The 20,514-nt window shown below is 72.6% G+C and carries 14 protein-coding genes; 9 read left to right on the top strand and 5 right to left on the bottom strand.

The annotated features are described in order from the left end of the window. Positions 1-67: 67 nt before the first annotated feature. Positions 68-1,303, bottom strand: a complete 1,236-nt coding sequence (locus D7294_RS16225) for a cytochrome P450 (protein ID WP_120680259.1) — start codon at positions 1,301-1,303, stop codon at positions 68-70. A gap of 184 nt (positions 1,304-1,487) precedes the next feature. Next, positions 1,488-2,774, bottom strand: coding sequence for an ROK family transcriptional regulator (locus tag D7294_RS16220; protein WP_120680257.1), 1,287 nt, complete (start codon positions 2,772-2,774; stop codon positions 1,488-1,490). A gap of 316 nt (positions 2,775-3,090) precedes the next feature. Here D7294_RS16220 and D7294_RS16215 point away from each other — a divergent pair, with 316 nt between their 5' ends. From D7294_RS16215 to D7294_RS16195, 5 genes are read left to right on the top strand one after another with little or no spacing between them, the layout of a single operon-like run. Then, a complete protein-coding gene (locus D7294_RS16215; RefSeq protein WP_241562402.1) occupies positions 3,091-4,791 on the top strand; it encodes an ABC transporter substrate-binding protein in 1,701 nt (566 codons plus the stop codon). 10 nt (positions 4,792-4,801) lie between these two features. Continuing rightward, the gene (locus tag D7294_RS16210) at positions 4,802-5,791 is read left to right on the top strand and encodes an ABC transporter permease (protein ID WP_120680253.1); all 990 of its coding nucleotides are present in this window, start codon (positions 4,802-4,804) and stop codon (positions 5,789-5,791) included. A gap of 16 nt (positions 5,792-5,807) precedes the next feature. Continuing rightward, positions 5,808-7,748 (top strand): dipeptide/oligopeptide/nickel ABC transporter permease/ATP-binding protein, encoded by a 1,941-nt coding sequence (locus D7294_RS33220; protein ID WP_241562401.1) that lies wholly within the window; start codon positions 5,808-5,810, stop codon positions 7,746-7,748. Next, on the top strand, positions 7,745-8,674 hold the full coding sequence (locus D7294_RS16200) for an ABC transporter ATP-binding protein (RefSeq protein ID WP_120680251.1): 930 nt from the start codon (positions 7,745-7,747) through the stop codon (positions 8,672-8,674). Before D7294_RS33220 ends, D7294_RS16200 begins: the two co-directional genes overlap by 4 nt. Then, positions 8,671-10,890 (top strand): glycoside hydrolase family 36 protein, encoded by a 2,220-nt coding sequence (locus tag D7294_RS16195; RefSeq protein ID WP_120680249.1) that lies wholly within the window; start codon positions 8,671-8,673, stop codon positions 10,888-10,890. Before D7294_RS16200 ends, D7294_RS16195 begins: the two co-directional genes overlap by 4 nt. Positions 10,891-10,934: 44 nt before the next feature. On the opposite strand, the gene D7294_RS16190 is transcribed toward D7294_RS16195, so the two are convergent. Continuing rightward, a complete protein-coding gene (locus D7294_RS16190; protein ID WP_120680247.1) occupies positions 10,935-13,130 on the bottom strand; it encodes an alpha-galactosidase in 2,196 nt (731 codons plus the stop codon). 200 nt (positions 13,131-13,330) lie between these two features. On the opposite strand from D7294_RS16190, the gene D7294_RS16185 reads away from it, so the two are divergent. Both D7294_RS16185 and D7294_RS16180 read left to right on the top strand, forming a co-directional pair. Then, positions 13,331-15,835 carry a glycoside hydrolase family 2 protein gene (locus D7294_RS16185; protein ID WP_120680245.1) on the top strand — a complete coding sequence of 835 codons (2,505 nt, stop codon included), beginning with the start codon at positions 13,331-13,333 and terminating at the stop codon, positions 15,833-15,835. Positions 15,836-15,838: 3 nt separating this feature from the next. Continuing rightward, the gene (locus D7294_RS16180) at positions 15,839-16,768 is read left to right on the top strand and encodes a LacI family DNA-binding transcriptional regulator (RefSeq protein WP_120680243.1); all 930 of its coding nucleotides are present in this window, start codon (positions 15,839-15,841) and stop codon (positions 16,766-16,768) included. Between the two features lie 57 nt (positions 16,769-16,825). On the opposite strand, the gene D7294_RS16175 is transcribed toward D7294_RS16180, so the two are convergent. Beyond that, entirely contained in the window at positions 16,826-18,238 is a 1,413-nt protein-coding gene (locus tag D7294_RS16175) for an MFS transporter (RefSeq protein ID WP_120680241.1), read from the bottom strand. Between the two features lie 267 nt (positions 18,239-18,505). Here D7294_RS16175 and D7294_RS16170 point away from each other — a divergent pair, with 267 nt between their 5' ends. Next, positions 18,506-18,874, top strand: a complete 369-nt coding sequence (locus tag D7294_RS16170) for a tetratricopeptide repeat protein (RefSeq protein ID WP_120680239.1) — start codon at positions 18,506-18,508, stop codon at positions 18,872-18,874. A 60-nt stretch (positions 18,875-18,934) separates the two neighbouring features. Beyond that, on the top strand, positions 18,935-19,981 hold the full coding sequence (locus tag D7294_RS16165) for a hypothetical protein (RefSeq protein ID WP_120680415.1): 1,047 nt from the start codon (positions 18,935-18,937) through the stop codon (positions 19,979-19,981). 80 nt (positions 19,982-20,061) lie between these two features. Here D7294_RS16165 and D7294_RS16160 read toward each other — a convergent pair whose 3' ends face one another. After that, positions 20,062-20,388 (bottom strand): Rossmann-fold NAD(P)-binding domain-containing protein, encoded by a 327-nt coding sequence (locus D7294_RS16160; RefSeq protein ID WP_120680237.1) that lies wholly within the window; start codon positions 20,386-20,388, stop codon positions 20,062-20,064. Positions 20,389-20,514: the final 126 nt, after the last annotated feature.

Raw genomic sequence — 20,514 nt, 5'->3', positions numbered from 1 at the left:
TGCCGCGGTCGCGCACGCGCGGGCCGCGGCATCGATGGCTTACGCGTTGTTCAGTGGTGAATCCCGGTCACCAGGCGACCGGGAGCTCGTGGGGGTAGCGCCAGATCGACTCCGCGTTCCAGCGCACCTCGGCGGCCGGCACCGCGAGCCGCAGCCCCGGGAAGCGGCGCAGCATCGTGCCGAGCGCCAGCTGGATCTCCATGAGGGCCAGCGGCGCCCCGATGCAGTGGTGCGCGCCCCAGCCGAACGTCATGTGGGGCGAGGCGGGCCGCTCGAAGTCCAGCTCGTCCGGACGCTCGAAGCGGCCCGGGTCCCGGTTCGCCGCCAGGTAGGAGACGTGCACCGCGTCGCCCGCCCTGATCGTCACCCCGCCGAGTTCGACGTCCTCGGTGGCGATCCGGGGGATGCCGACCCCCTTGCGGAACGGGATGTAGCGCAGCAGCTCCTCCACGGCCTGCGGCAGCAGCTCCGGGCGCGCGCGCAGCAGGGCGAGCTGCTTCGGGTGCGTCAGCAGCGTGTAGGTGAGATTGCTCAGCTGGTAGGTGCTGGTGTCGTGGCCCGTCATCAGCAGCACCATCGCCATGACGGTCAGCTCGTCGGCGCCCAGCACGTCGTCCCCGTCCCTGGCCGTGGCCAGGGAGCTGATCAGGTCTTCGCCGGGCGACGCGCGCCGCCGCCTGGTGAGGTCGGCGAAGTAGGCCCGCAGCTCGGCCTTGGCCTGGACGGCAAGATCCTTGGTCTCGGCCGTGGTGGAGGCCATCGCCACCACGCGGCGGCGCAGCTCGGTGCGGTCGTCGGCGGGGATGTCGAGCACCTCGCAGATCGTCGTCAGCGGCAGCTGGGCCGAGAGGTGCTTGACCAGGTCGGCCGGCGAGCCGTGCGCGGTCATCTCGTCGAAGAGGCCGTCGACGATCCGCTGGGTGGTGGCCTTCATCGCCTCCACGCGCGGGGCGGTGAAGGCCTGGGAGACCAGGCGGCGCAGCCGGTTGCTCGCCGGCGGGTCGAGCAGGTTGATCGACTCGGACTGGACGATGGGCTCCGGCGTCATCCGCGGGAAGTCCCGCCCGGCCACGGCCGCCCGGCTGAACCTGCGGTCGGTCGTGACGGTCCTGACGTCCTCGTACCTGGTGACCAGCCAGGCCGTGCCCGAGCCGTAGGACATCCGGACGCGGGCCACCGGCGCCTCGGTCATCAGTTGCCGCAGCAACGGGTCGAATTCGAGCCCCTCGGCGAAGTCGAACGGGCAGTTCCACACGTGTTCCGAGGTGTCCACTCCGTCGCTCCCCTTCGTCGGCACGGCCATCGGCGATGGCCTCGCGCTGGACGACGGATGTGTCCCCGGCGGCCCAGGAGGTCATGTGCCGCGCCCGGGGAATTAACCCGTTAGGGGACCAAGGCGCCGCATGCGCTCACGGCGCGTGCCTCCTTGGGCCGGAACTCCCCGGCCGGCGGGCGTCGCACTCGCATACGCCCGGCGCGCTGGGCGCTCAGTACGCCTGGCGCACCACCGGCGGACCGCTCGGCTCCGCGTCCGCCAGGTTGTCCGGCAGCCGCAGGCCCTCGCGCAGCGGCACCAGTTCCGACTGCAGGACGAGGGCCGCGGCCCCGATGGCGGGGGCGGTGGAGGCGGACCTGGACAGGCGTACGCTCACCGAGTGCGTGTTGCGCGAGAAGAAGGCGCGGTCCAGCTCCTCCTGCACGACCGGGAGGTAGATCGAGCCGGCGATCGCCAGGCTCGGCCCGGTGAGCACCAGGTGGTCCAGGTCCATCACGTTGGCCAGGGTGCGGGCGGCGACCGCGAGGTGGCGCGCGGAGCGTTCGAGCAGGGCGCGCGCGGCGGCCTCGCCGCGCAGGGCGGCGCGCGTGACGGCGGCGAAGTCGGCGAGCCGGCGCGGCGTCTGGGCCGGGCCCCGGGTCAGTCCCGCGGCGCGGGCGAGCGCGGAGTCCGCGCGCGCCGCGGCGACCACGGCGGCCGGGCCCGCGAGCGCCTCGGTGCAGCCGCGGGCGCCGCACCAGCACTCGGGCCCCTCGATGTCCAGGCAGATGTGGCCGATCTCCCCGGCGTTGCCGCTCGCGCCGCGGTAGGTGATCCCGTTGACCATGAGGCCCGCGCCGATGCCGGTGCCCATGTAGACCGCGGCGAAGGTGGAGGCCCCGCCCACGTCGCCCGACCAGTGCTCGCCGAGGGCCGCGGCGGTCGCGTCGTTGTCCAGCACGACGGGCAGGTGGGTGGCCGCCAACAGCTCGCGCTCCAGCGGGAAGTCCTCCCAGTGACGCATGGCGGGAGGCACGAGGCGCATGCTGCTGGTCTGATCCATGGGGCCGGGTGCGACCAGACCGAGGCCAAGTATCCTGCTGCGGTCAACGCCGGCCCCGTCGATCAACGCGTCGACCTCCGTGGCCATTCTCGCCACGATGACCGGAGGATCATCGGTGCCGACACCGGCGCGTGACATCCGGGCCACCACAGAACCACCGAGATTGGTGAGCACGTAGGTGATTCCCGCGTGGTCCAGATGCACGCCCACAGCGAACCGGGAGGACTGGTTGAGCTGGAGCAGTACCCGGCGTTTGCCACCCGTCGATTCGGCCCGGCCCGTCTCCAGCACGAGGCCGTCGTCGATCAGGCGCCGCACCACGGTCGAGATCGTCGCACCGGTGAACCCGGTGGCATGGACGAGGCCGACCCTGCTGATGGTTCCCGCGGCGCGGATGACATCCAGGATCGCCGCTCGACTGCTCGCGTGGGGGGTCGCTCCCGCCGGTCCGCTCACTGGTTCCTCCGCCTCCCTCGCGGGAGTTCGCGACTTCGTTGTGCGTTGCAAGGGTAACGCTACGCGTCACTTAGTTTATTTGGCTTATGAAGACCGCCGCCAGGGGCGTCGGGGAAAGGAGTGACAAAGTGCCCGATGTGACGCGCGGTGCCCCATTGTTCACGGATGGCAACCCGTCCGCGGGCAGGCGTGGCCGCCATGTGTGTGGGGGTCGTTGTCTGTTCGTGTCATTGGAGGGTTGACTTTGTTAATTCGGCGGCTTAACAATCACATACCCCTGGGCGACCTCGCCCATGCCCCAAAGGAGGGGCAGGCCATGAGAGGAACGAACATGTCCCTGCACGTAAGGTGGCGGCGCGCGCGCACCGCGGCGATCGGAGCGGTCGCGGTCGGGCTGCTCGCCGCCGGATGCGGCGATTCGGGCGGCGGCAGCTCGACCCCTGACGACACCCTGGTCGCCTATAACGGTCAGAGCGGCGACTACCAGGCGATATTCAACCCGTACTCGCCGAATCCGGTGGAGGGGGCGGGCTCGATCTTCGAGCCGCTGTTCTTCTACAACACCGTGCGTGCCGACGACCCGAAGCCGCTGCTCGGCACGGCCTACGAGTGGAACAACGACGGCACCGAGCTGTCCATCACCCTGCGCGACGGCGTCAAGTGGTCGGACGGCGAGCCCTTCTCGGCCGACGACGTCAAGTTCACGTTCGACATGATCGTGGCCAACGAGGCCATGAACGCGGTCGGCTTCGAGGGCGAGACGACGGTGGTGGACGACACCCACGTCACGATCACCTTCGACGCGCCCAGCTACATGGACGGCCCGCAGCTGCTCGGCAAGACCTGGATCGTGCCCAAGCACATCTGGGAGGGCATCGAGGACCCGGTGACCGACCAGATCAGCGAGCCGGTGGGCACCGGCCCGTACACCCTGGGCAGCTTCAAGCCGCAGGCGTTCACCCTCACGGCGAACGAGAACTACTGGGGCGACCAGCCCGAGCTGAAGAACATCCAGTACGTGGCGCTCTCCGGCAACCAGGCCTCCGCCGACGCCCTGTCGGCCGGCGAGATCGACTGGCAGACCGGACCGGTCCCCGACATCGCCAACGTCGAGCGCGACTACCCGGGTTACAAGGCCATCACGGTTCCGATGAACCAGATGGTGCTCGACACCTGCTCCAACCCGGACCTCGGCTGCGAGGGCCCGCAGACCGACCCGGCCGTGCGCCACGCCATCTACTACGCGATGGACCGCACCCAGCTGAACTCGCTTGCCTTCCAGAACACCGCGAGCGAGATGTCCCCCGGCTTCGCGCTGCCCGAGCGTGACGCGGCCTACCTCTCGGCCGACCTCAACGACCGGACCGCCCCGATGAGCCCGGACGTCGAGCAGGCGCAGTCCATCCTGGAGGAAGCCGGCTGGACCCGCGGCAGCGACGGCATCTACGCCAAGGACGGCCAGAAGCTGTCCCTCTCCGTCGTCGTCGTCGCCGGCTGGAACGACTACATCACCGCGCTCCAGACCATGACCGAGCAGCTGAAGGACGCCGGCATCGAGCTGAACGTCCAGCAGGTCGCCAACCAGGAGATGAGCGACGCCAGGTCGACCGGCAACTACCAGCTGCTGATCGACTCGCTGTGGCAGGGCCCCTCGCCCGACCCGTACTACCTGTACAGCTACTTCTTCAGCTCCAACACCACGGCCGAGGTCGGCGGCAACGCCAACCCGAACTGGTCGCGTTACTCCAACCCCGACGTGGACGCGGCCCTGGAGGCCATCGCGGGCATGGACCCGGCCGACACCGAGGCCAGGCAGCCCTACTACGACCAGATCCAGGCCCAGATCGAAGAGGACATGCCGTACATCCCGATCATGACGGGCGGCACGACCAGCGAGTTCAACGCCGACAAGTTCGACGGCTGGCCGACCGACGTCAACCTGTACGCCTTCCCCGCCGTCTGGAGCCGCCCGGACCAGGCTCAGATCTTCGCGAGCCTGTCCCCCAGGGGCGAGTGAAAGCACACGCATGAGGTACTACGCCCGGAAACTGGGGTTCTACGTCGTCGCCCTCTGGGCGGCACTGACGCTGAACTTCTTCATCCCTCGCATGATGCCGGGCAACCCTGTCGACGCGCTGCTGGCCAAGTTCCAGCAGCGCGGCGGCACGGTTGACCCCTCCGCCCGCAGGGCCTTCGAGCTGATGCTCGGCACCAACTCCGACGAGCCCTTGTGGGATCAGTACTACCACTACCTGGGCAATCTTATTCGTGGCGATCTCGGTGTTTCCGTGAGCGCCTTCCCCTCGAAGGTCAGTGACGTCATCCAGGAGTCGCTGACCTGGACGATCGTGCTGGTCGGCATCGCCACCCTGCTGTCGTTCCTGCTCGGCGTGGGCCTCGGCGCGCTCGTCGGCTGGCGCCGCGGGACGTGGCTGGACAACCTCATCCCCGTCACCACGCTGCTGTCCGCCGTGCCGTACTTCTGGCTGGCCCTGATCTTCGTGCTGCTCTTCTCCACGACCCTCGGCTGGTTCCCGCTGAACCGCGGCTACGACGTGACGCTGGACACCGGCTGGAACTACGACTTCATCAGCTCCGCCATCTACCACGGCACCCTGCCCGCCCTCACGATCGTGGTCTCCTCGGTCGGCGGCTGGCTGCTCGGCATGCGGAACATGATGGTCTCCACCATCTCCGAGGACTACGTCCTCACCGCGCGGGCCAAGGGCCTGCGCAACAGCCGGATCATGACCCGCTACGCGGCCAGGAACGCGGTCCTGCCCTCCGTGGCCGGCTTTGCGATCTCCCTCGGCTTCGTGGTCTCCGGCTCGATCATCACCGAGCAAGTGTTCTCCTACCCCGGCATCGGCTCCAAGCTGCTCGACGCCGTGCAGAACAACGACTACGCCCTGATGCAGGGGATCTTCCTCGTGATCACCGTCGCGGTGCTCGCGGCCAACCTGGTCGTCGACCTGCTCTACGGCTTCATCGATCCACGCACCCGCGTCGAGAACTGAGGAGGGAGCAGGCACCATGACCAATCTCAGCCCGCTCACCGAGAGCGCGGACGACGGGGCCGCCATGCCCGAGGAGGCCGCCCAGGCCACCGCGGGCGGCCGGCGCGGCGCCAGCGGCCTGCGCGCCCTGCTGCCGAGCTGGTCACCCAGGCTCGGCATCGGCCTCGTCATCGTCCTCGGCATCGCCCTGTTCGGCATTTTCGGGCCGATGTTCGTCACCGACCCGAACGCCATCGACAACATGGGCATGACCAAGCCCAGCGGCGACCACTGGCTCGGCACCACCCAGACCGGCCAGGACGTCTTCGCCCAACTCGCCCACGGCACCCGCGGATCGCTCCAGATCGGCCTGCTCGTCGGCATCCTGGCCACCCTCCTGTCCGCCTTCTTCGGCATCATCGGCGGCTACCTCGGCGGCTACGTGGACGAGGGCTTCTCCCTCTTCTCCAACGTGATGCTGGTGATCCCCGGCCTGCCCCTGGTCATCGTCATCGCGGGCTTCGTCCCCGTGGAGGACCGCGGCTGGTGGACGATCGCGATCGTCCTCGCCGTCACCGGGTGGGCCGCCTCGGCCCGCGTGCTGCGCGCCCAGACCCTCTCGCTGCGCAACCGCGACTACGTGGCGGCCGCCAGGGTCGCCGGCGAGAGGCCCTGGCGCATCGTCTCGGTGGAGATCCTGCCGAACCTGCTGCCGCTGCTCGCCTCGCAGTTCGTCTTCGCCATCATCGCGGCCATCCTCTCCGAGGCCGGCCTGTCCTTCCTCGGCCTGGGCGCCTCCGGCTCCCACACCCTGGGCACCATGCTGTACTACGCCCAGAACGGCTGGGCGCTGCAGAACGAGGCCTGGTGGTGGTTCGTGCCGCCCGGCCTGGTGATCGCCCTCTTCGGCTGCGGTCTCTCGCTGATCAACTTCAGCATCGACGAGATCATCAACCCGAAGCTGCGCATGCCCAAGACGCAGAAGGCGGACAAGGCGCCCGTCGCGCCGCCCGCCCCCGTGGAGCTGAAGGAAGGTGCCGCCGACGTGCCCCCGGCCACCGACACGGCGAGCGTCACCCGGCGGGACGCGGTCCTCACCGTCCGCGGGCTGAACGTGGTCTACCAGACCGACAACCCGGTGCACGCGGTCAAGGACGTGACGATCAGCCTCGGCCGCGGCGAGATCCTCGGCCTCGCGGGCGAGTCCGGCTGCGGCAAGACCACCCTGGCCTACGCCATCAACCGGCTGCACCGGCCCCCGGCCGAGGTGTCCTCGGGCACGGTCACCTTCCACGACAAGTCGGGGCAGGACATCGACCTGCTCGCCCTCGACCGCGAGGACCTGCGCAGGTTCCGCTGGGCCAAGCTCTCGATGGTGTTCCAGGGCGCGATGAACTCGCTCAACCCGGTGATCTCCATCCGCGAGCAGCTGGAGGACGTGCTCACCACCCACAAGCCGGAGATGAACTCCGCCCAGCGCAAGGCGCGTTGCGAGGAGGTGCTCAGGCTGGTCGGCGTCGACCCCAAGCGGCTGGACTCCTTCCCGCACGAGCTCTCCGGCGGCATGCGGCAGCGCGTCATGATCGCCATGGCGATGCTGCTCGACCCGCAGGTGATGATCATGGACGAGCCCACCACGGCGCTCGACGTGGTCGTCCAGCGCGGCATCCTGCGGGAGATCATCCGGCTGCGCGACGAGCTCGGCTTCGCGGTCATCTTCATCACCCACGACCTGCCGCTGCTGCTCGAACTCAGCGACCGCATCGCGGTGATGAGGGCCGGCGAGATCATCGAGTACGCGCCCGCCGGGGAGATCTACGAGCGCCCGCAGCACCCCTACACCCGGCAGCTGCTCGACTCCTTCCCGAGCCTCACCGGGGAGCGGGGGGCGTTCGTCCGCACCGGAGAGTCGAGCGCGCGCTCCCGCGGCGAACAGAACGAACCGAACGCGCAAGTGGACGAGGGAGCCCCGCGATGACCGCACTCGAGGTCCGCGACCTGGTGAAGGACTACCGCATCAGGTCCGGGCTGCGCAGCTCGACGCTGCGGGCCGTGGACCACGTGTCCTTCACCCTGACCCCGGGGCGCACCGTGGCGCTCGTGGGCGAGTCCGGCTCGGGCAAGTCCACGGTGGCCAAGATGATCGCCCGCCTGGAGAAGCCCACCGGCGGGCAGATCATCGCCACCAAGCCCGACGGGCGGCCGGTCGGCAACCGGGAGTACCGCGACCACGTGCAGATGGTCTTCCAGGACCCGTTCGCCTCGCTGAACCCGTTCCACACCATCGAGCACCACATCGCCAGGCCCCTGCGGCTGCACGGCGTGACCAGGGGCGGGGCCGAGACCAGGAAGCGCGTGGAGCAGCTGCTCGAACGCGTGAACCTCACCCCGGCCGGGACCATCGCGCCCCGCCGCCCGCACGAGCTGTCCGGCGGCCAGCGCCAGCGCGTGGCGATCGCCCGCGCGCTGGCGCCCGGCGCCAAGGTGGTGGTGGCGGACGAGCCGGTGTCGATGCTCGACGTCTCGATCCGGCTCGGCGTGCTCAACCTGCTGGCCCGCCTCCAGCGCGAGGACAACCTCGCCGTCCTCTACATCACGCACGACCTGGCCACCGCCAGGCACTTCTCCGACGAGATCCTCGTGATGTACCGCGGCCACGTGGTCGAGCGCGGCCCCGCGGACGACGTCATCCTCACCCCGCAGCACTCCTACACGAAGCTGCTGGCCGCCGCCGCGCCGAACCCGGAGGAACGCGGCCGCTCGCTGGCCGACAGCCCGGGCGCCATCGCGCCCGAGGACCTGACCAGGACCTTCGACCACCACACCAAGTCCTGGCAGACCTTCGAGAAGGCGCGGCCCATCGCCGCCGCGGTCGCCAACCCGGCGGGCGGGGACACCCGATGAGGGACCGGACCGCCCCGCACGACCCGGCGGCCCGTTCCCACCTGACGTGGACCGGGGGCGGCGTCCGCCTGGTGCTCGGCATCGGCGGCGACCGCCCCGCGGCCCTGCTCTCGCTGCGCCCGGCCGGCGCGCCCCCGCTCGCCGACCCGGCGGCCGCGGACGAGGCGGCCGCGCCGCTCGCCGAGCTCCAGGTCCTCGGGCACGGCAGGTTCCCCGGCAGCCACCGCTACGCCGACACCACCGTGGGCGCCGCGCTGCGCTACACCGGGCACACGGAAGCCACGGTCTCCCCGGCGGACCAGGAGGGCCCGCAGGGCCCGGCCGGCGCCGAGGGGGGCCGGGGCTGGGCGGAACTGCGCGTCGAGCAGGCCGAGGAGCGCACCGGACTGCGCGTCACCACCGTCTTCCGGGCCGCCGAGGGCGTGCCCGCGGTGCGGACCTGGACCGAGGTGCACGCCGCCGAGGGGCACCAGGCGCGCCTCCAGGCCGTCACCTCCGCGGTCACGGGGGCCTTCCTCGCCGACTCCGGCCGGCAGGTGGACGGCGTGGACGCCGTCTTCGGCGACAGCGACTGGGTGGCCGAGTCCCGGTGGCGGCGGGTGCCGTTGCGCGAGGCCGGGCTGGCGGAGATGGACCCCGACGTCCACCACCACGCCTCCCGCGGCCGCCTCGCGGTCACCTCGCGCAGTTCCTGGTCCACCGGCGAGCGCCTGCCCACCGGCGCCCTCGTCGCGGCCGACGACTCCTGGGCCCTGGCCTGGCAGATCGAGCACAACGGCGCCTGGCACTGGGAGGTGGGGGAGCGGCGCGTCGGCGCCTACCTGGCCCTGCTCGGCCCCACCGACGCCGAGCACCAGTGGAGCACCGTGGTCGCGCCCGGCCGGCCCTTCACCAGCGTGCCGGTGTCCCTTGCGGTCGCCGCGGGCGGCGTCGACGAGGCGTTCGGCGCCCTCACCCGGCAGCGCAGGGCGCTGCGCGCGGGCCGCGCCAGGGCACTGCCCGTGGTGTTCAACGACTACATGAACACCCTGATGGGCAACCCCACGACCGAGAAGCTGCTGCCGCTGATCGACGCCGCGGCCGAGGCGGGTGCCGACTACTTCTGCATCGACGCCGGCTGGTACGACGAGGACGGCAAGTGGTGGGACAGCGTGGGGGAGTGGCTGCCCTCGCGCACCAGGTTCCCCGGCGGCCTCGGCGAGGTGATCGACCGCATCACGGCCCGCGGGATGACCCCGGGCATCTGGCTGGAGCCCGAGGTGGTCGGCGTGCGCTCGCCCGTCGCGGGGCGGCTGCCCGAGGAGGCGTTCTTCCGGCGGCACGGCTCCCGCGTCGTCGAGCACGGCCGCTACCACCTGGACCTGCGCCACCCGGCCGCGCGGGCGCACGTGGACGAGGTCGTGGACCGGCTGATCGCCGAATTCGGCATCGGCTTCTTCAAGTTCGACTACAACATCATGCCGGGCCCGGGCACCGACCTGGGCGGGCTCGCCCCGGGCGAGGGCCTGCTCGGCCACAACCGGGCCCACCTCGCCTGGCTCGACGCCCTGCTGCGCCGCCACCCGGACCTGCTGATCGAGAACTGCGCCTCGGGCGCGATGCGCATGGACTACGCCATGCTCTCCCGGCTGCACCTGCAGTCGACCTCCGACCAGCAGAACCCGCTGCTCTACCCGCCGATCGCGGCCGCCGCGCCGGCCTCGGTGCTTCCCGAGCAGGCGGGCAACTGGGCCTACACGCAGCCGGAGATGACGGTGGAGGGCTCGGCCTTCACCCTGGCCACCGGCATCCTGGGCCGCCTGTACCTGTCCGGCTACCTGAACCGGATGACGCCCGGCCAACTGGCCCTGGTGCGCGAGGCGGTGGCGGTGCACAAGGCCCTGCGCCCGGAGATCGCCGCGGGCCTGCCCTGCTGGCCGCTCGGCCTGACCGGCACGCCGGGGCCTTGGGTGGCGATGGGCCTCACGCCGCAGGACCCGGCGGGCGACAGCCTGCTCACCCTGTGGCGCAGACCCGGCGCCGCCCCCGAGATCGAGGTGCCGATGCCGCACCTGCGGGGGGCGGACGTGGAACCCGAGGTGCTCTTCCCCGGTCCCGGGCACGGCGCCGCCGAGTGGTCGCTGACCTGGCGGCCCGAGTCCGGCGTCCTGCGCCTGGCCGTTCCCGGGGCGGGGCCGGAGGCCACCGCCAGGGTCGTCAGGCTGCGCCGGCGATGAGGCGGCGGCACCCCGGGGGACGCGCCCCGGGGTGCCGCCCGGTCTCAGCCCGCGTCCACGCGGGTGGCGCGCAGCAGGACCAGCCGCTCGGGGAAGAGCACCGGGGCCTGGACGCCGGCACTCTCCAGGGCGCGGCCGGTCAGCCGCACTCCCTCCTCGGTCCACCAGGGCAGCGGCACGCCCCAGCGGTGCGCATTGCCGTCGGGGTGGTCGCCCGGCGCCTGCGGGCGCACGTGGTACACGGCGCCGGGCAGCAGCCCGGGCAGCCGCACGGGCCCGGGCGGGTAGAGCGCGGAGGTCCCATGGGCGACGAGGGCGTAGACGGCCTCGGAGCCGTCCTGCGCCACCACGCCGCCCAGTTCGAGCGCGGGGTCGGGGTGGTCGGCGTGCACCGAGCGGCCGGTGTGCAGCAGCCCGCGCAGCTCCTTGTAGAGGTCGACCCACTCCCGCAGCCGCAGCAGGTCGAGCGGCTCGGCCTTGGTCAGGTCCCACTCGATGCCGAAGTGGCCGAAGAGCGCGGTGCCCGCCCTGAAGTCGAGCGGGTGGCGGCGGTCGGTGGTGTGGGCGAGGCCCGCGCCGACGTGCGTGCCCATGAGCTCCAGGGGAATCAGGGCGTTGGTCCAGCGCTGGATGCGCTGCCGCTCCAGGGCGTCGATGCAGTCGGACACCCACACCCGGTCGGTGCGCTCCAGGATCTCCAGGTCGACCCGGCCGCCGCCCGAGGAGCAGGACTCGATCTCCACCCCGGGGTGCCTGGCGCGCAATGCGTCGAGCAGGCGGTAGACGGCCAGCGTCTGGTCGTGCACCCCGGCCCGTCCCGCGGGCTGGTGCCCGGCCTCCACGAGGTCCCGGTTGTGGTCCCACTTGAGGTAGGAGATGGGGTAGGTGGTCAGCAGGTCGTCCAGGCGCTCCAGGATGTATGCGAACGCCTCGGGCCTGGCGAGGTCGAGGACCTGCTGCGAGCGGGCCCGGCCGGGCAGCCTGCCGCCGGTGGCCATGATCCAGTCGGGGTGGGCGCGGGCCAGGTCGGAGTCCTCGTTGATCATCTCGGGCTCCACCCAGAGCCCGAACTGCATGCCGAGCCCCGTGACGTGACGGATCAGCGGGCCGAGCCCCTCGGGCCACACCTCGTCGGAGACGTACCAGTCGCCCAGGGCCCTGCGGTCGTCGCGGCGCGCGCCGAACCAGCCGTCGTCCAGCACGAACCGCTCGGCGCCCACCTGGGCGGCGGCGTCGGCGAGCCGGCGCAGCCGCTCCAGGTCGTGGTCGAAGTAGACCGCCTCCCAGGTGTTGACGACGACGGGGCGCGGCGTCTTCGGGTGGTTCCCGCGGGCGCGCAGGTGGCGGTGGAAGCGCTCGGAGACCTCGTCGAGCCCGCGCCCCCAGGAGGCGTAGCTCCAGGGCGAGGTGTAGGAGGAGCCGGGTTCCAGGACGACCTCGCCGGAGAGCAGGAGTTCGCCGGACCCCAGCAGGGAGATCGAGTGGAAGGTGCGCTCGGCGAAGGTCCTGTGGTTGCCCGACCAGGCGGTGTGCAGGGCCCACACCTCGCCCGAGCGGTTGCCGAAGCCCTCGGTGCTCGCGGCGAGCAGGTAGGCCGCGTCGAACCCGGTGCGGCCGGTGCGGTTCTCCCGCACGCGCAGGCCCTGCGTGAACGCCGTGCGCTGCGGGGCCCGCTCCCGCAGGTGGTGGCCGGTGAAGTCGAGCAGTTCCGTGGCCTCGGCCGGCACCGGCAGGGTCAGGTGGAGCGCGTCGAGGGCGAAGGGGCTGTCCCCGGTGTTGGTAAGGGTGGCGCGCTGCCGCACCAGTCCGGCGGGGGTCAGCTCCACGGTCAGCGCGAGGCCGAGGGCGGCGGTGGGGTCGGCCGCCGTTATGGCGACCCGGCCCTCCCCGGTCTCGACGCGCTCGACGCGGAAGGCGGTGGAGAAGTCGGCACCGCCCCGGTTGCCCACCAGGCCCGGGGTGCCGAGCCAGCCGGCGGACTGCTCGGGCAGCACGGCGACCTCCACGGGGCCGTCCACGGAGAAGCCGATGGGCTGCGGGCGCTGGGCCAGCCGGAAGGCCGTCAGCTGCTCCTCGCCGAGGGCACCGAGGTCGGCGCCCCAGTGCACGACCCGGGGCAGCGTGCCTCCCGAGACGTCGAGGAGCAGGCTGACGCCGGCCCGGCGCAGGTGGATAAGGCCGGACCCGGCGGGGGCAGAAGGCTGGGGGGCGGGGGTGCCCGCCGAAGAAGGGGGTGTCACGGGGGGTCGATGTCCTTACGCGTTCGATGGTGCATTCGATGCCGCGGGGAGCCGCGGAGGTGGTGCCGTTCTCACTGTTCCGCATGCCGGCCGGGGCGGCCCCGCCGCCCTTCCGAGCATGTGTTGACTTACTTTATTCGGCTGCATAAGAATCTCTTCCCGGTCCGAGGCCGGAATTTTTCCCATGGGAGTGTTCAACGATGATCCGCCACGCCTTGCACGACGGTTGGCACCTGACGGCGGCCGACGGGCCGGTACCCGAGCACATCAAGGGCCGCACCGTGCCTGCCCAGGTGCCGGGCAGCGCGCATGTGGACCTGCTGGCGGCCGGGCTGATCCCCGACCCCTACCTCGACCGCGTCGAGGAGGAGCTGGTCTGGGCCCACCGCACCGACTGGCGCTACGCCACCACCGTCCAGGCCCCGGCCGCGGAGCCGGGCGAACGCGTCGACCTGGCCTTCGACGGCCTGGACACCGTGGCCACCGTCGAGCTGGCGGGCCGGGTGCTGGGCAGCACCGCCAACATGCACCGCTCCTACCGCTTCGACGTCCGCGACCTGCTGGACGGCAACCCGGCCGAACTGGTCGTCACCTTCAGGTCCGCGCTCGAGTACGCCGAGGAGATCAGGGACCGGCTCGGCCACCGCCCCGGCGCCTACTCCCACCCGCTGAACATGGTCCGCAAGATGGCCTGCAGCTTCGGCTGGGACTGGGGCCCCGACCTGCAGACCGCCGGCATCTGGAAGCCCGTCAGGCTGGAGCGCTGGCGCACCGCGCGCCTCGCGCAGGTCCGCCCCCTGGTCACGGTCGCCGAGGACGGCACCGGGCGCGCCGAGGTGCACGCCGAGGTGGAGCGCTCGGGACTCGAAGCCGCCACCGAACTGACCCTCACCGCCACCGTGGACGGCCACCGCGCCACCGCGGTCATCCCGGCGGACGCGACGAGCGGGGTCGTCACGGTCGAGGTGCCCGCCGCCCGCCTGTGGTGGCCCGCGGGCTACGGCGAGCAGCCGCTGTACGACCTGCGCGTCGAGCTGTCGGGCCCGGTCGGCGACCGGCCGGACGCCGTCCTCGACACGGCAGAGCGCCGCATCGGGTTCCGCACCGTCACCGTCGACACCACCCCGGACGAGATCGGCACCCCCTTCACCTTCGTCGTCAACGGCACCAGGATCTTCGCCAAGGGCGCCAACTGGATCCCCGACGACCACTTCCTCACCCGCATCACCCGCGAGCGCCTGGAGCGCCGGGTGGACCAGGCCGTCGCGGCCCACATGAACATGCTGCGGGTGTGGGGCGGCGGCATCTACGAGACCGAGGACTTCTACGACGTCTGCGACGAGCGCGGCATCCTCGTCTGGCAGGACTTCCTGCTGGCCTGCTCCGCCTACCCGGAGGAGGAGCCGCTGTGGAGCGAGTTCGAGGCCGAGGCCAGGGAGAACGTCGCGCGGCTGACCTCCCACCCCTCGCTTGCGCTGTGGAACGGCGGCAACGAGAACCTGTGGGGCTTCATGGACTGGGGCTGGCAGCAGCAGCTGGAGGGCCGCACCTGGGGCCTGCGCTACTACACCGAGCTCTTCCCCCGCATCGTCGCCGAACTCGACCCCACCCGCGCCTACGCGGACGGCAGCCCGTACAGCCCGCGGTTCTCGCCCCAGGACAAGCACCCCAACGACCAGGACCACGGCACCCGGCACGAGTGGGAGGTGTGGAACCGCCTCGACTACACGACCTACCGCAACCACGTGCCGCGGTTCTGCTCCGAGTTCGGCTTCCAGGGCCCGCCCACCTGGGCGACGCTCACCGACTGGGTGCACGACGAGCCGCTGACCCCCACCTCCCCGGCCTTCCTGCTGCACCAGAAGGCGGAGGACGGCAACGGCAAGCTCGACCGCGGCCTCGCCCCGCACCTGCCCGACCTGCCCGACCCGGCAGAGCCCGGGCACTTCGCCGAGTGGCACTGGGCGACCCAGCTCAACCAGGCCCGCGCGGTGGCCTACGGCATCGAGCACTTCCGCTCCTGGTGGCCGCGGACCGCCGGCACCCTGGTGTGGCAGCTCAACGACTGCTGGCCGGTGACCTCCTGGGCCGCGGTGGACGGCGAGGAGCGGCCCAAGCCGCTGTGGTACGGGCTGCGGCACGCCTACGCGCCGCGCCTGCTGACGGTGCAGCCGCGCGACGGGCGGCCCACCCTGATCGCCGTCAACGACACCGACGCCCCCTGGAACGGGCAGGTCGAGGTGCAGCGGGTGACCTTCGGCGGCGAGTGGCTGGAGAGCACCGCGCTGGCCCTGGAGGTGGCGCCGCGCTCGGTGGCCGGGCTCGACCTGACGGACTCGCTGCTCAAGCCGGGCGACCCGGCCCGGGAGTTCCTCGTCGCCACGGCCGGGGAGGTGCGCACCGTCCACCTGTTCGCCGAGGACCGCGAACTCGCCTACGACCGGGACGCGCTGAGCGCCCGCGCCCAGGCCGTGCCCGGCGGGTACCGGATCGACGTCACGGCGGCCTCCCTCGCCAGGGACGTGGCGGTGCTGGCCGACCGGGTGGCGCCCGACGCCACGGTGGACGAGATGCTGGTGACGCTGCTGCCGGGCGAGACCCGCTCCTTCACCGTGCGGACCGCGGCCGAGGTCGACCCCGCGGAGTTCACCGCGCCGCTGGTGCTCCGCAGCGTCAACTCGCTGACGCCACCGGTGCGAGCGTGAGGGGTGAGCCTTTCCGAAGCCGTCGGCCTGGTGCTCGCCAGGCCGGCCAGACTGCTCGGCGTCGAGCCCTTCTTCGCGGAGTTCATCGCCGGGATGGAGGAACGGCTGGCCGAGCGCGGCCTCTCCGTCCTCTTCCACGTGGTCACCACCCACGAGGAGGAGATCGCCACCTACCGGCGCTGGGCGGGCCGCGCCCTGGTGGACGCGGTCGTCGTGGTCAACCTGACCGCGGACGACCGCCGTCCCGCGGTGCTGCGCGAGCTGGGCCTGCCCACCGTCGTCGCCGGCGCCTGGCAGGGCGACCAGCCGGGCACCGCGGCGGTGCCGACCGACGACTACCAGCCGGTGCGTGAGGCCTTCTCGCGGCTGTACGCCCTCGGCCACCGCCGCATCGCCCGGGTCACCGGGCCCGCGGAGCTGGTGCACACCAGGACGAGGACCAAGGCGCTGCTCGACAGCTGCCGGGAGGCCGGGATCGAGCCGATGCTGGTGGAAGGCGACTACTCGGCCGAGTCGGGCGCGCGGGCGACCGCGGAACTGCTCGGCAGGACGCCGCGGCCCACGGCGATCGTCTACGACAACGACGTCATGGCCGTGGCCGGGCTCGGCACGGCCAAGGAGCTGCGGGTCGAGGTGCCGGGCGAGCTCTCGCTGCTCGCCTGGGACGACTCCACGATGTGCCAGCTGACCACCCCGGCGCTGTCCGCGATGCGCGGCGACACGTACCAGTACGGCATGTCGGTGGCCCAGTCGGCCCTCGAACTGATCGACGAGGGCGAGGCCGCGCGGCGCTGGTCGCCCGCCCTCGGCTTCGTCGGCCGCGGCACCACGGCCCCGCCGCCCGGCGAGCCCGCGGTGCCGGGCGCGCCGGAAGATCCGGCCGGGGCACGGGAGGAGGCCGGGCCGCAGGGTCCTGGCGAGCCCGTGGGCTGAGGCCCGCGGCCCGGGGCGCACAGGGGGAAGCGCGTTCCCGGGCCGCGGCCCGCCGGGTCAGCCGGGGGGCGCGTGCGAGGGTTCCGACATGCGGGCCGTGGCCCGCTGCGCGGTGCCGCGCGCCCAGGCGCCCGTGGTCAGCGCCCCCAGCGTCAGCACCAGGGCGCCGCACCCGGCGATCACCCACCAGGCCGCCGAGCGCGAGCCGGTGGACAGGACGGTGCCCACCACGGCCACGCCGAGCGCCGAGCCCACCTGCCGCCCGGTGGAGGCGACGGCCGCGGCCACCCCGGACTGGGAACGCGGCATGCCGGTCACCGCGGTGTTGGTGATGGGCGCGTTGACCAGGCCGACCCCGATGCCGAACAGGACGTAGGCGCCGAAGAGCAGCCACAGCGAGGAATCCACCCGAAGCCGGGTCAGCAGCATGCCGCTCGCCGTCACCGCGGCGCCCGCGACCAGCAGCGGCAGCCGCGCCCCCACCCGGCTCACCAGGTAGCCGGAGAGCGGCGAGCAGACCAGCGTGACCGCGGCCATGGGCAGCAGGTGCAGGCCCGCGTCGAAGGCAGAAAGACCCCGCTCGTCCTGCAGGTAGAGCGTGTTGAGGAACAGGAAACCGCCCAGGCAGGCAAAGGCGTTGATCGCGATGACGAACGCGCCGCTGAAGGGCGCGCTGCGGAAGAAGCGCAGTTCGAGCAGCGGCTGCCGGCGGCGCGGCTCGTACAGCAGCAGGCCGAGCAGCGCCAGCAGGGCGAGGGCGAAGCAGATCAGCAGGACGGGCGAGCCCCAGCCGTCCTTGCCGCCCTCGATGATGCCGAAGGTGAGCGAGCCGAGCAGCACGATCACCAGGAGCTGCCCGACCAGGTCGGGGCGCCGCGGGTGCGGGGCCCTGGACTCGGGCACGAAACGCATCGTCAGCAGCAGCGCGCTCAGGCCGATCGGCAGGTTCAGCCAGAAGATGGCCCGCCAGCTGAACAGCTGCACCAGCGCCCCGCCCACGATCGGGCCCAGCGCCATGGACACGCCGACCACCGCGCCCCAGGCGCCGATCGCCCTGGCCAGCTCCTTGGGGTCGCGGAAGGTGTTGGTGATGATCGACATCGCCACCGGGTTGAGCATGGAGCCCCCGACCGCCTGGGCGGCCCGGAACGCCACCAGCCAGCCCAGGCCGGGGGAGAGGGCACAGAGCACCGAGCCGGTGGTGAAGATCACCAGCCCGGTCTGGAAGACCCGGCGGCGCCCGACCCGGTCGGCCGTGGAGCCGGACAGCATGAGGAACGAGGCCAGGACCACCGTGTAGACGTCGATGATCCACTGGAGTCCGGAGACCGAGGCGTCCATCTCGCGCTGGAGGGAGGGCAGCGCGACGTTGAGCGCGGTGACGTCGAGGCTGACGATCAGCAGGCTCATGCAGCAGATGGCGAGCACCAGCAGGCGGCGCCGGCGGGAAAGATTCTCGGTCGCAGGCATGTCGCCTCAGGCTAACCCCGGCCGACCTGGCCGAACGCACCGGCACGTGGGCGGGTGGTGGCCCGCCCCGGGCGAGCCGGGGCGAGCGCAGGGCGCGCCAGGCCGGAGAGCGGAGGCCGCGCCCGGCGGGGGAGCGGAGCGGGCCACGGGGGCGGAAAGGGAGCAGAGGGCGCCTGGCGGGGGAAGAAAGGGAATAACGGTGCGCCGCCGGGCGCTGTACGACGTCTGTCCTCGCGCCGTCATGTCGCCGCCCGCAAGGAGGGGACCATGTCACACGCCTCACCCGAGAGCAACGTCATCGCCTACCGCGCGGCCGAGCAACTGCTCGCCGCCCGGGACCCCCGCGGGGCCCTGAAGCTGCTGGACCCGGTCGTCACCGCCCACCCGGAGAACACCGCCGCGCGGCTGCTGCGGGCGCGCGCCTTCTTCCTCGCCGCCCAGCTGCGGGCGGCCGAGCTGGAGTTCCAGCTCGTCCTGGAGCGCGAGCCGGACAACGCCTTCGCGCACTTCGCGCTCGCCCGCACCCTGCAGCGGGCCAGCCGGGACGGCGAGGCGCGCCGGCACTTCCGGCTCGCCGCCGCCCTCGACCCGCGCCCCGACTACGTGGCCGCCGCCGGGTTCGGGCAGGCCGGCTGAGCCCGGGCCGCCCGCGCCCCTGGGCGGCGGCTGCCCGGGGCGGCGGCGAGAATGGCGGGCATGCGAGTGGGGAGCGCGCGGGCGGCGGCGAGGGACTGGATCGAGCGGCACGGCAGCCGGGAGCCCGGGTTCCTCGGCGCCTACGTCACCGGCTCGACCGTGGGAATGGCGGACGAGGCCCGGCTGCCGCCGGGCTCCGACCTCGACCTCGTGGTGGTCACCTTGGCGCCGCCCGAGGTCAAGCTGGGCAAGTTCCTCCACCAGGGGGCCCTGCTGGAGGTCACGCACCAGGCCGCGAGCGAGCTGTCCTCCCCCGAGGCGGTGCTCTCCTCCTACCACCTGGCCACGCCCTTCGTGACGGACACGATCCTCGCCGACCCCACCGGCCGCCTGGCGCGGCTGCGGGCGGCGGTCGCCCGCGAGTTCGCCGAGCCGCGCTGGGTGCGGGCCCGCTGGGGCGAGGCGCGGCGGCGCGTCGAGGACGGGCTGCGCGGCCTCGACCCTGCCGCCGACTGGCCGCGCGCGGTGCTCGGCTGGCTCTTCCCGACCGGCGTCACCACCCACGTGCTGCTGGTGGCCGGCCTGCGCAACCCGACGGTGCGGCTGCGCTACCTGGCGGTCGGGGAACTCCTCGACGGCCTCGGCCACCCGGAGCGCCACGCCCGGCTGCTCGACCTGCTCGGCTGCGGCGCGCTCACCGCCGGGCGCGCCGCCCGCCACCTCGACGCGCTGGCGGTCGCCTTCGACGCGGCCGCCGCGGTGGCCCGCACCCCCTTCCCCTTCCGCTCGGACATCAGCCAGGCCGCCAGGCCCATCGCCCTCGACGCGAGCCGCCGGCTGATCGAGGCGGGCCGCCACCGGGAGGTGGCGTTCTGGCTCGCCGCGACCTTCGCCCGCTGCCACGTCATCCTGGGCGCCGACGGGGACGCGGGCACCGAAAGCGCCCTCGCCCCCGCCTTCCACGAGATGTGTGCCGACCTGGGCATCGCCTCGCCCGCCGACCTCCGCGAACGCGCGGCGCGGGTCCTGGCCTTCCTGCCCACCCTGGAGGAGTGGGCCGAGGAGACCCTCGCCGCCACCCTCGCCGCACGCCGCCTGCCCGGATAGGACGGGCCCGCCTTCGCGCGGGAGGGACCCGTCTTCGCGCGGGACGGGCCCTTCTTCGTCCAGGACGGGCCCGTCTCCGCTCAGGAGGCGAGCCGGCCCGCGTACGCGGCCCGGTGCCGCCTGGCGTGCTCGCGCCAGGTGATCGGCTCGCGCCCCGTGAGCTCCCGCACGGTGGGGAAGACGTCGGCCGCCTCGCCCAGCGAGCCCTCGGCCTGGCGGCGGAAGACGTTGTGCACGCAGGCGGCGTAGGCGGGTTCGAGACCCGCCGCGAGCACGGCGGCAAGCCACTCGTCGGGCGAGCGCGAGACGTACCGCAGCGGCTCGCCGAGTTCCTCGGAGAGCACCCGCGTCACCTCCGGCAGCGTCAGCGCCTCCACCGCCAGCGGGTAGACGGCCCCGCCTCCCACGCCGCCGCTCGCCCCGTCACCAGTACGGTCGGCCGCTGTCCAGCGCTCACCTGCGCCCCCTCCTCCCGACGCCGCCGGGCCCCCTGCCCGGCCGTTGCCCCAGCCTCAACTCCCGTGCACCGGCGG

Origin of the sequence: Streptomyces hoynatensis (assembly GCF_003626535.1) — a bacterium.
Taxonomy (GTDB): domain Bacteria; phylum Actinomycetota; class Actinomycetes; order Streptomycetales; family Streptomycetaceae; genus Streptomyces; species Streptomyces hoynatensis.
Note: the sequence above shows the minus strand (reverse complement) of the source record. Positions and strands in the feature narration are given on the sequence as shown.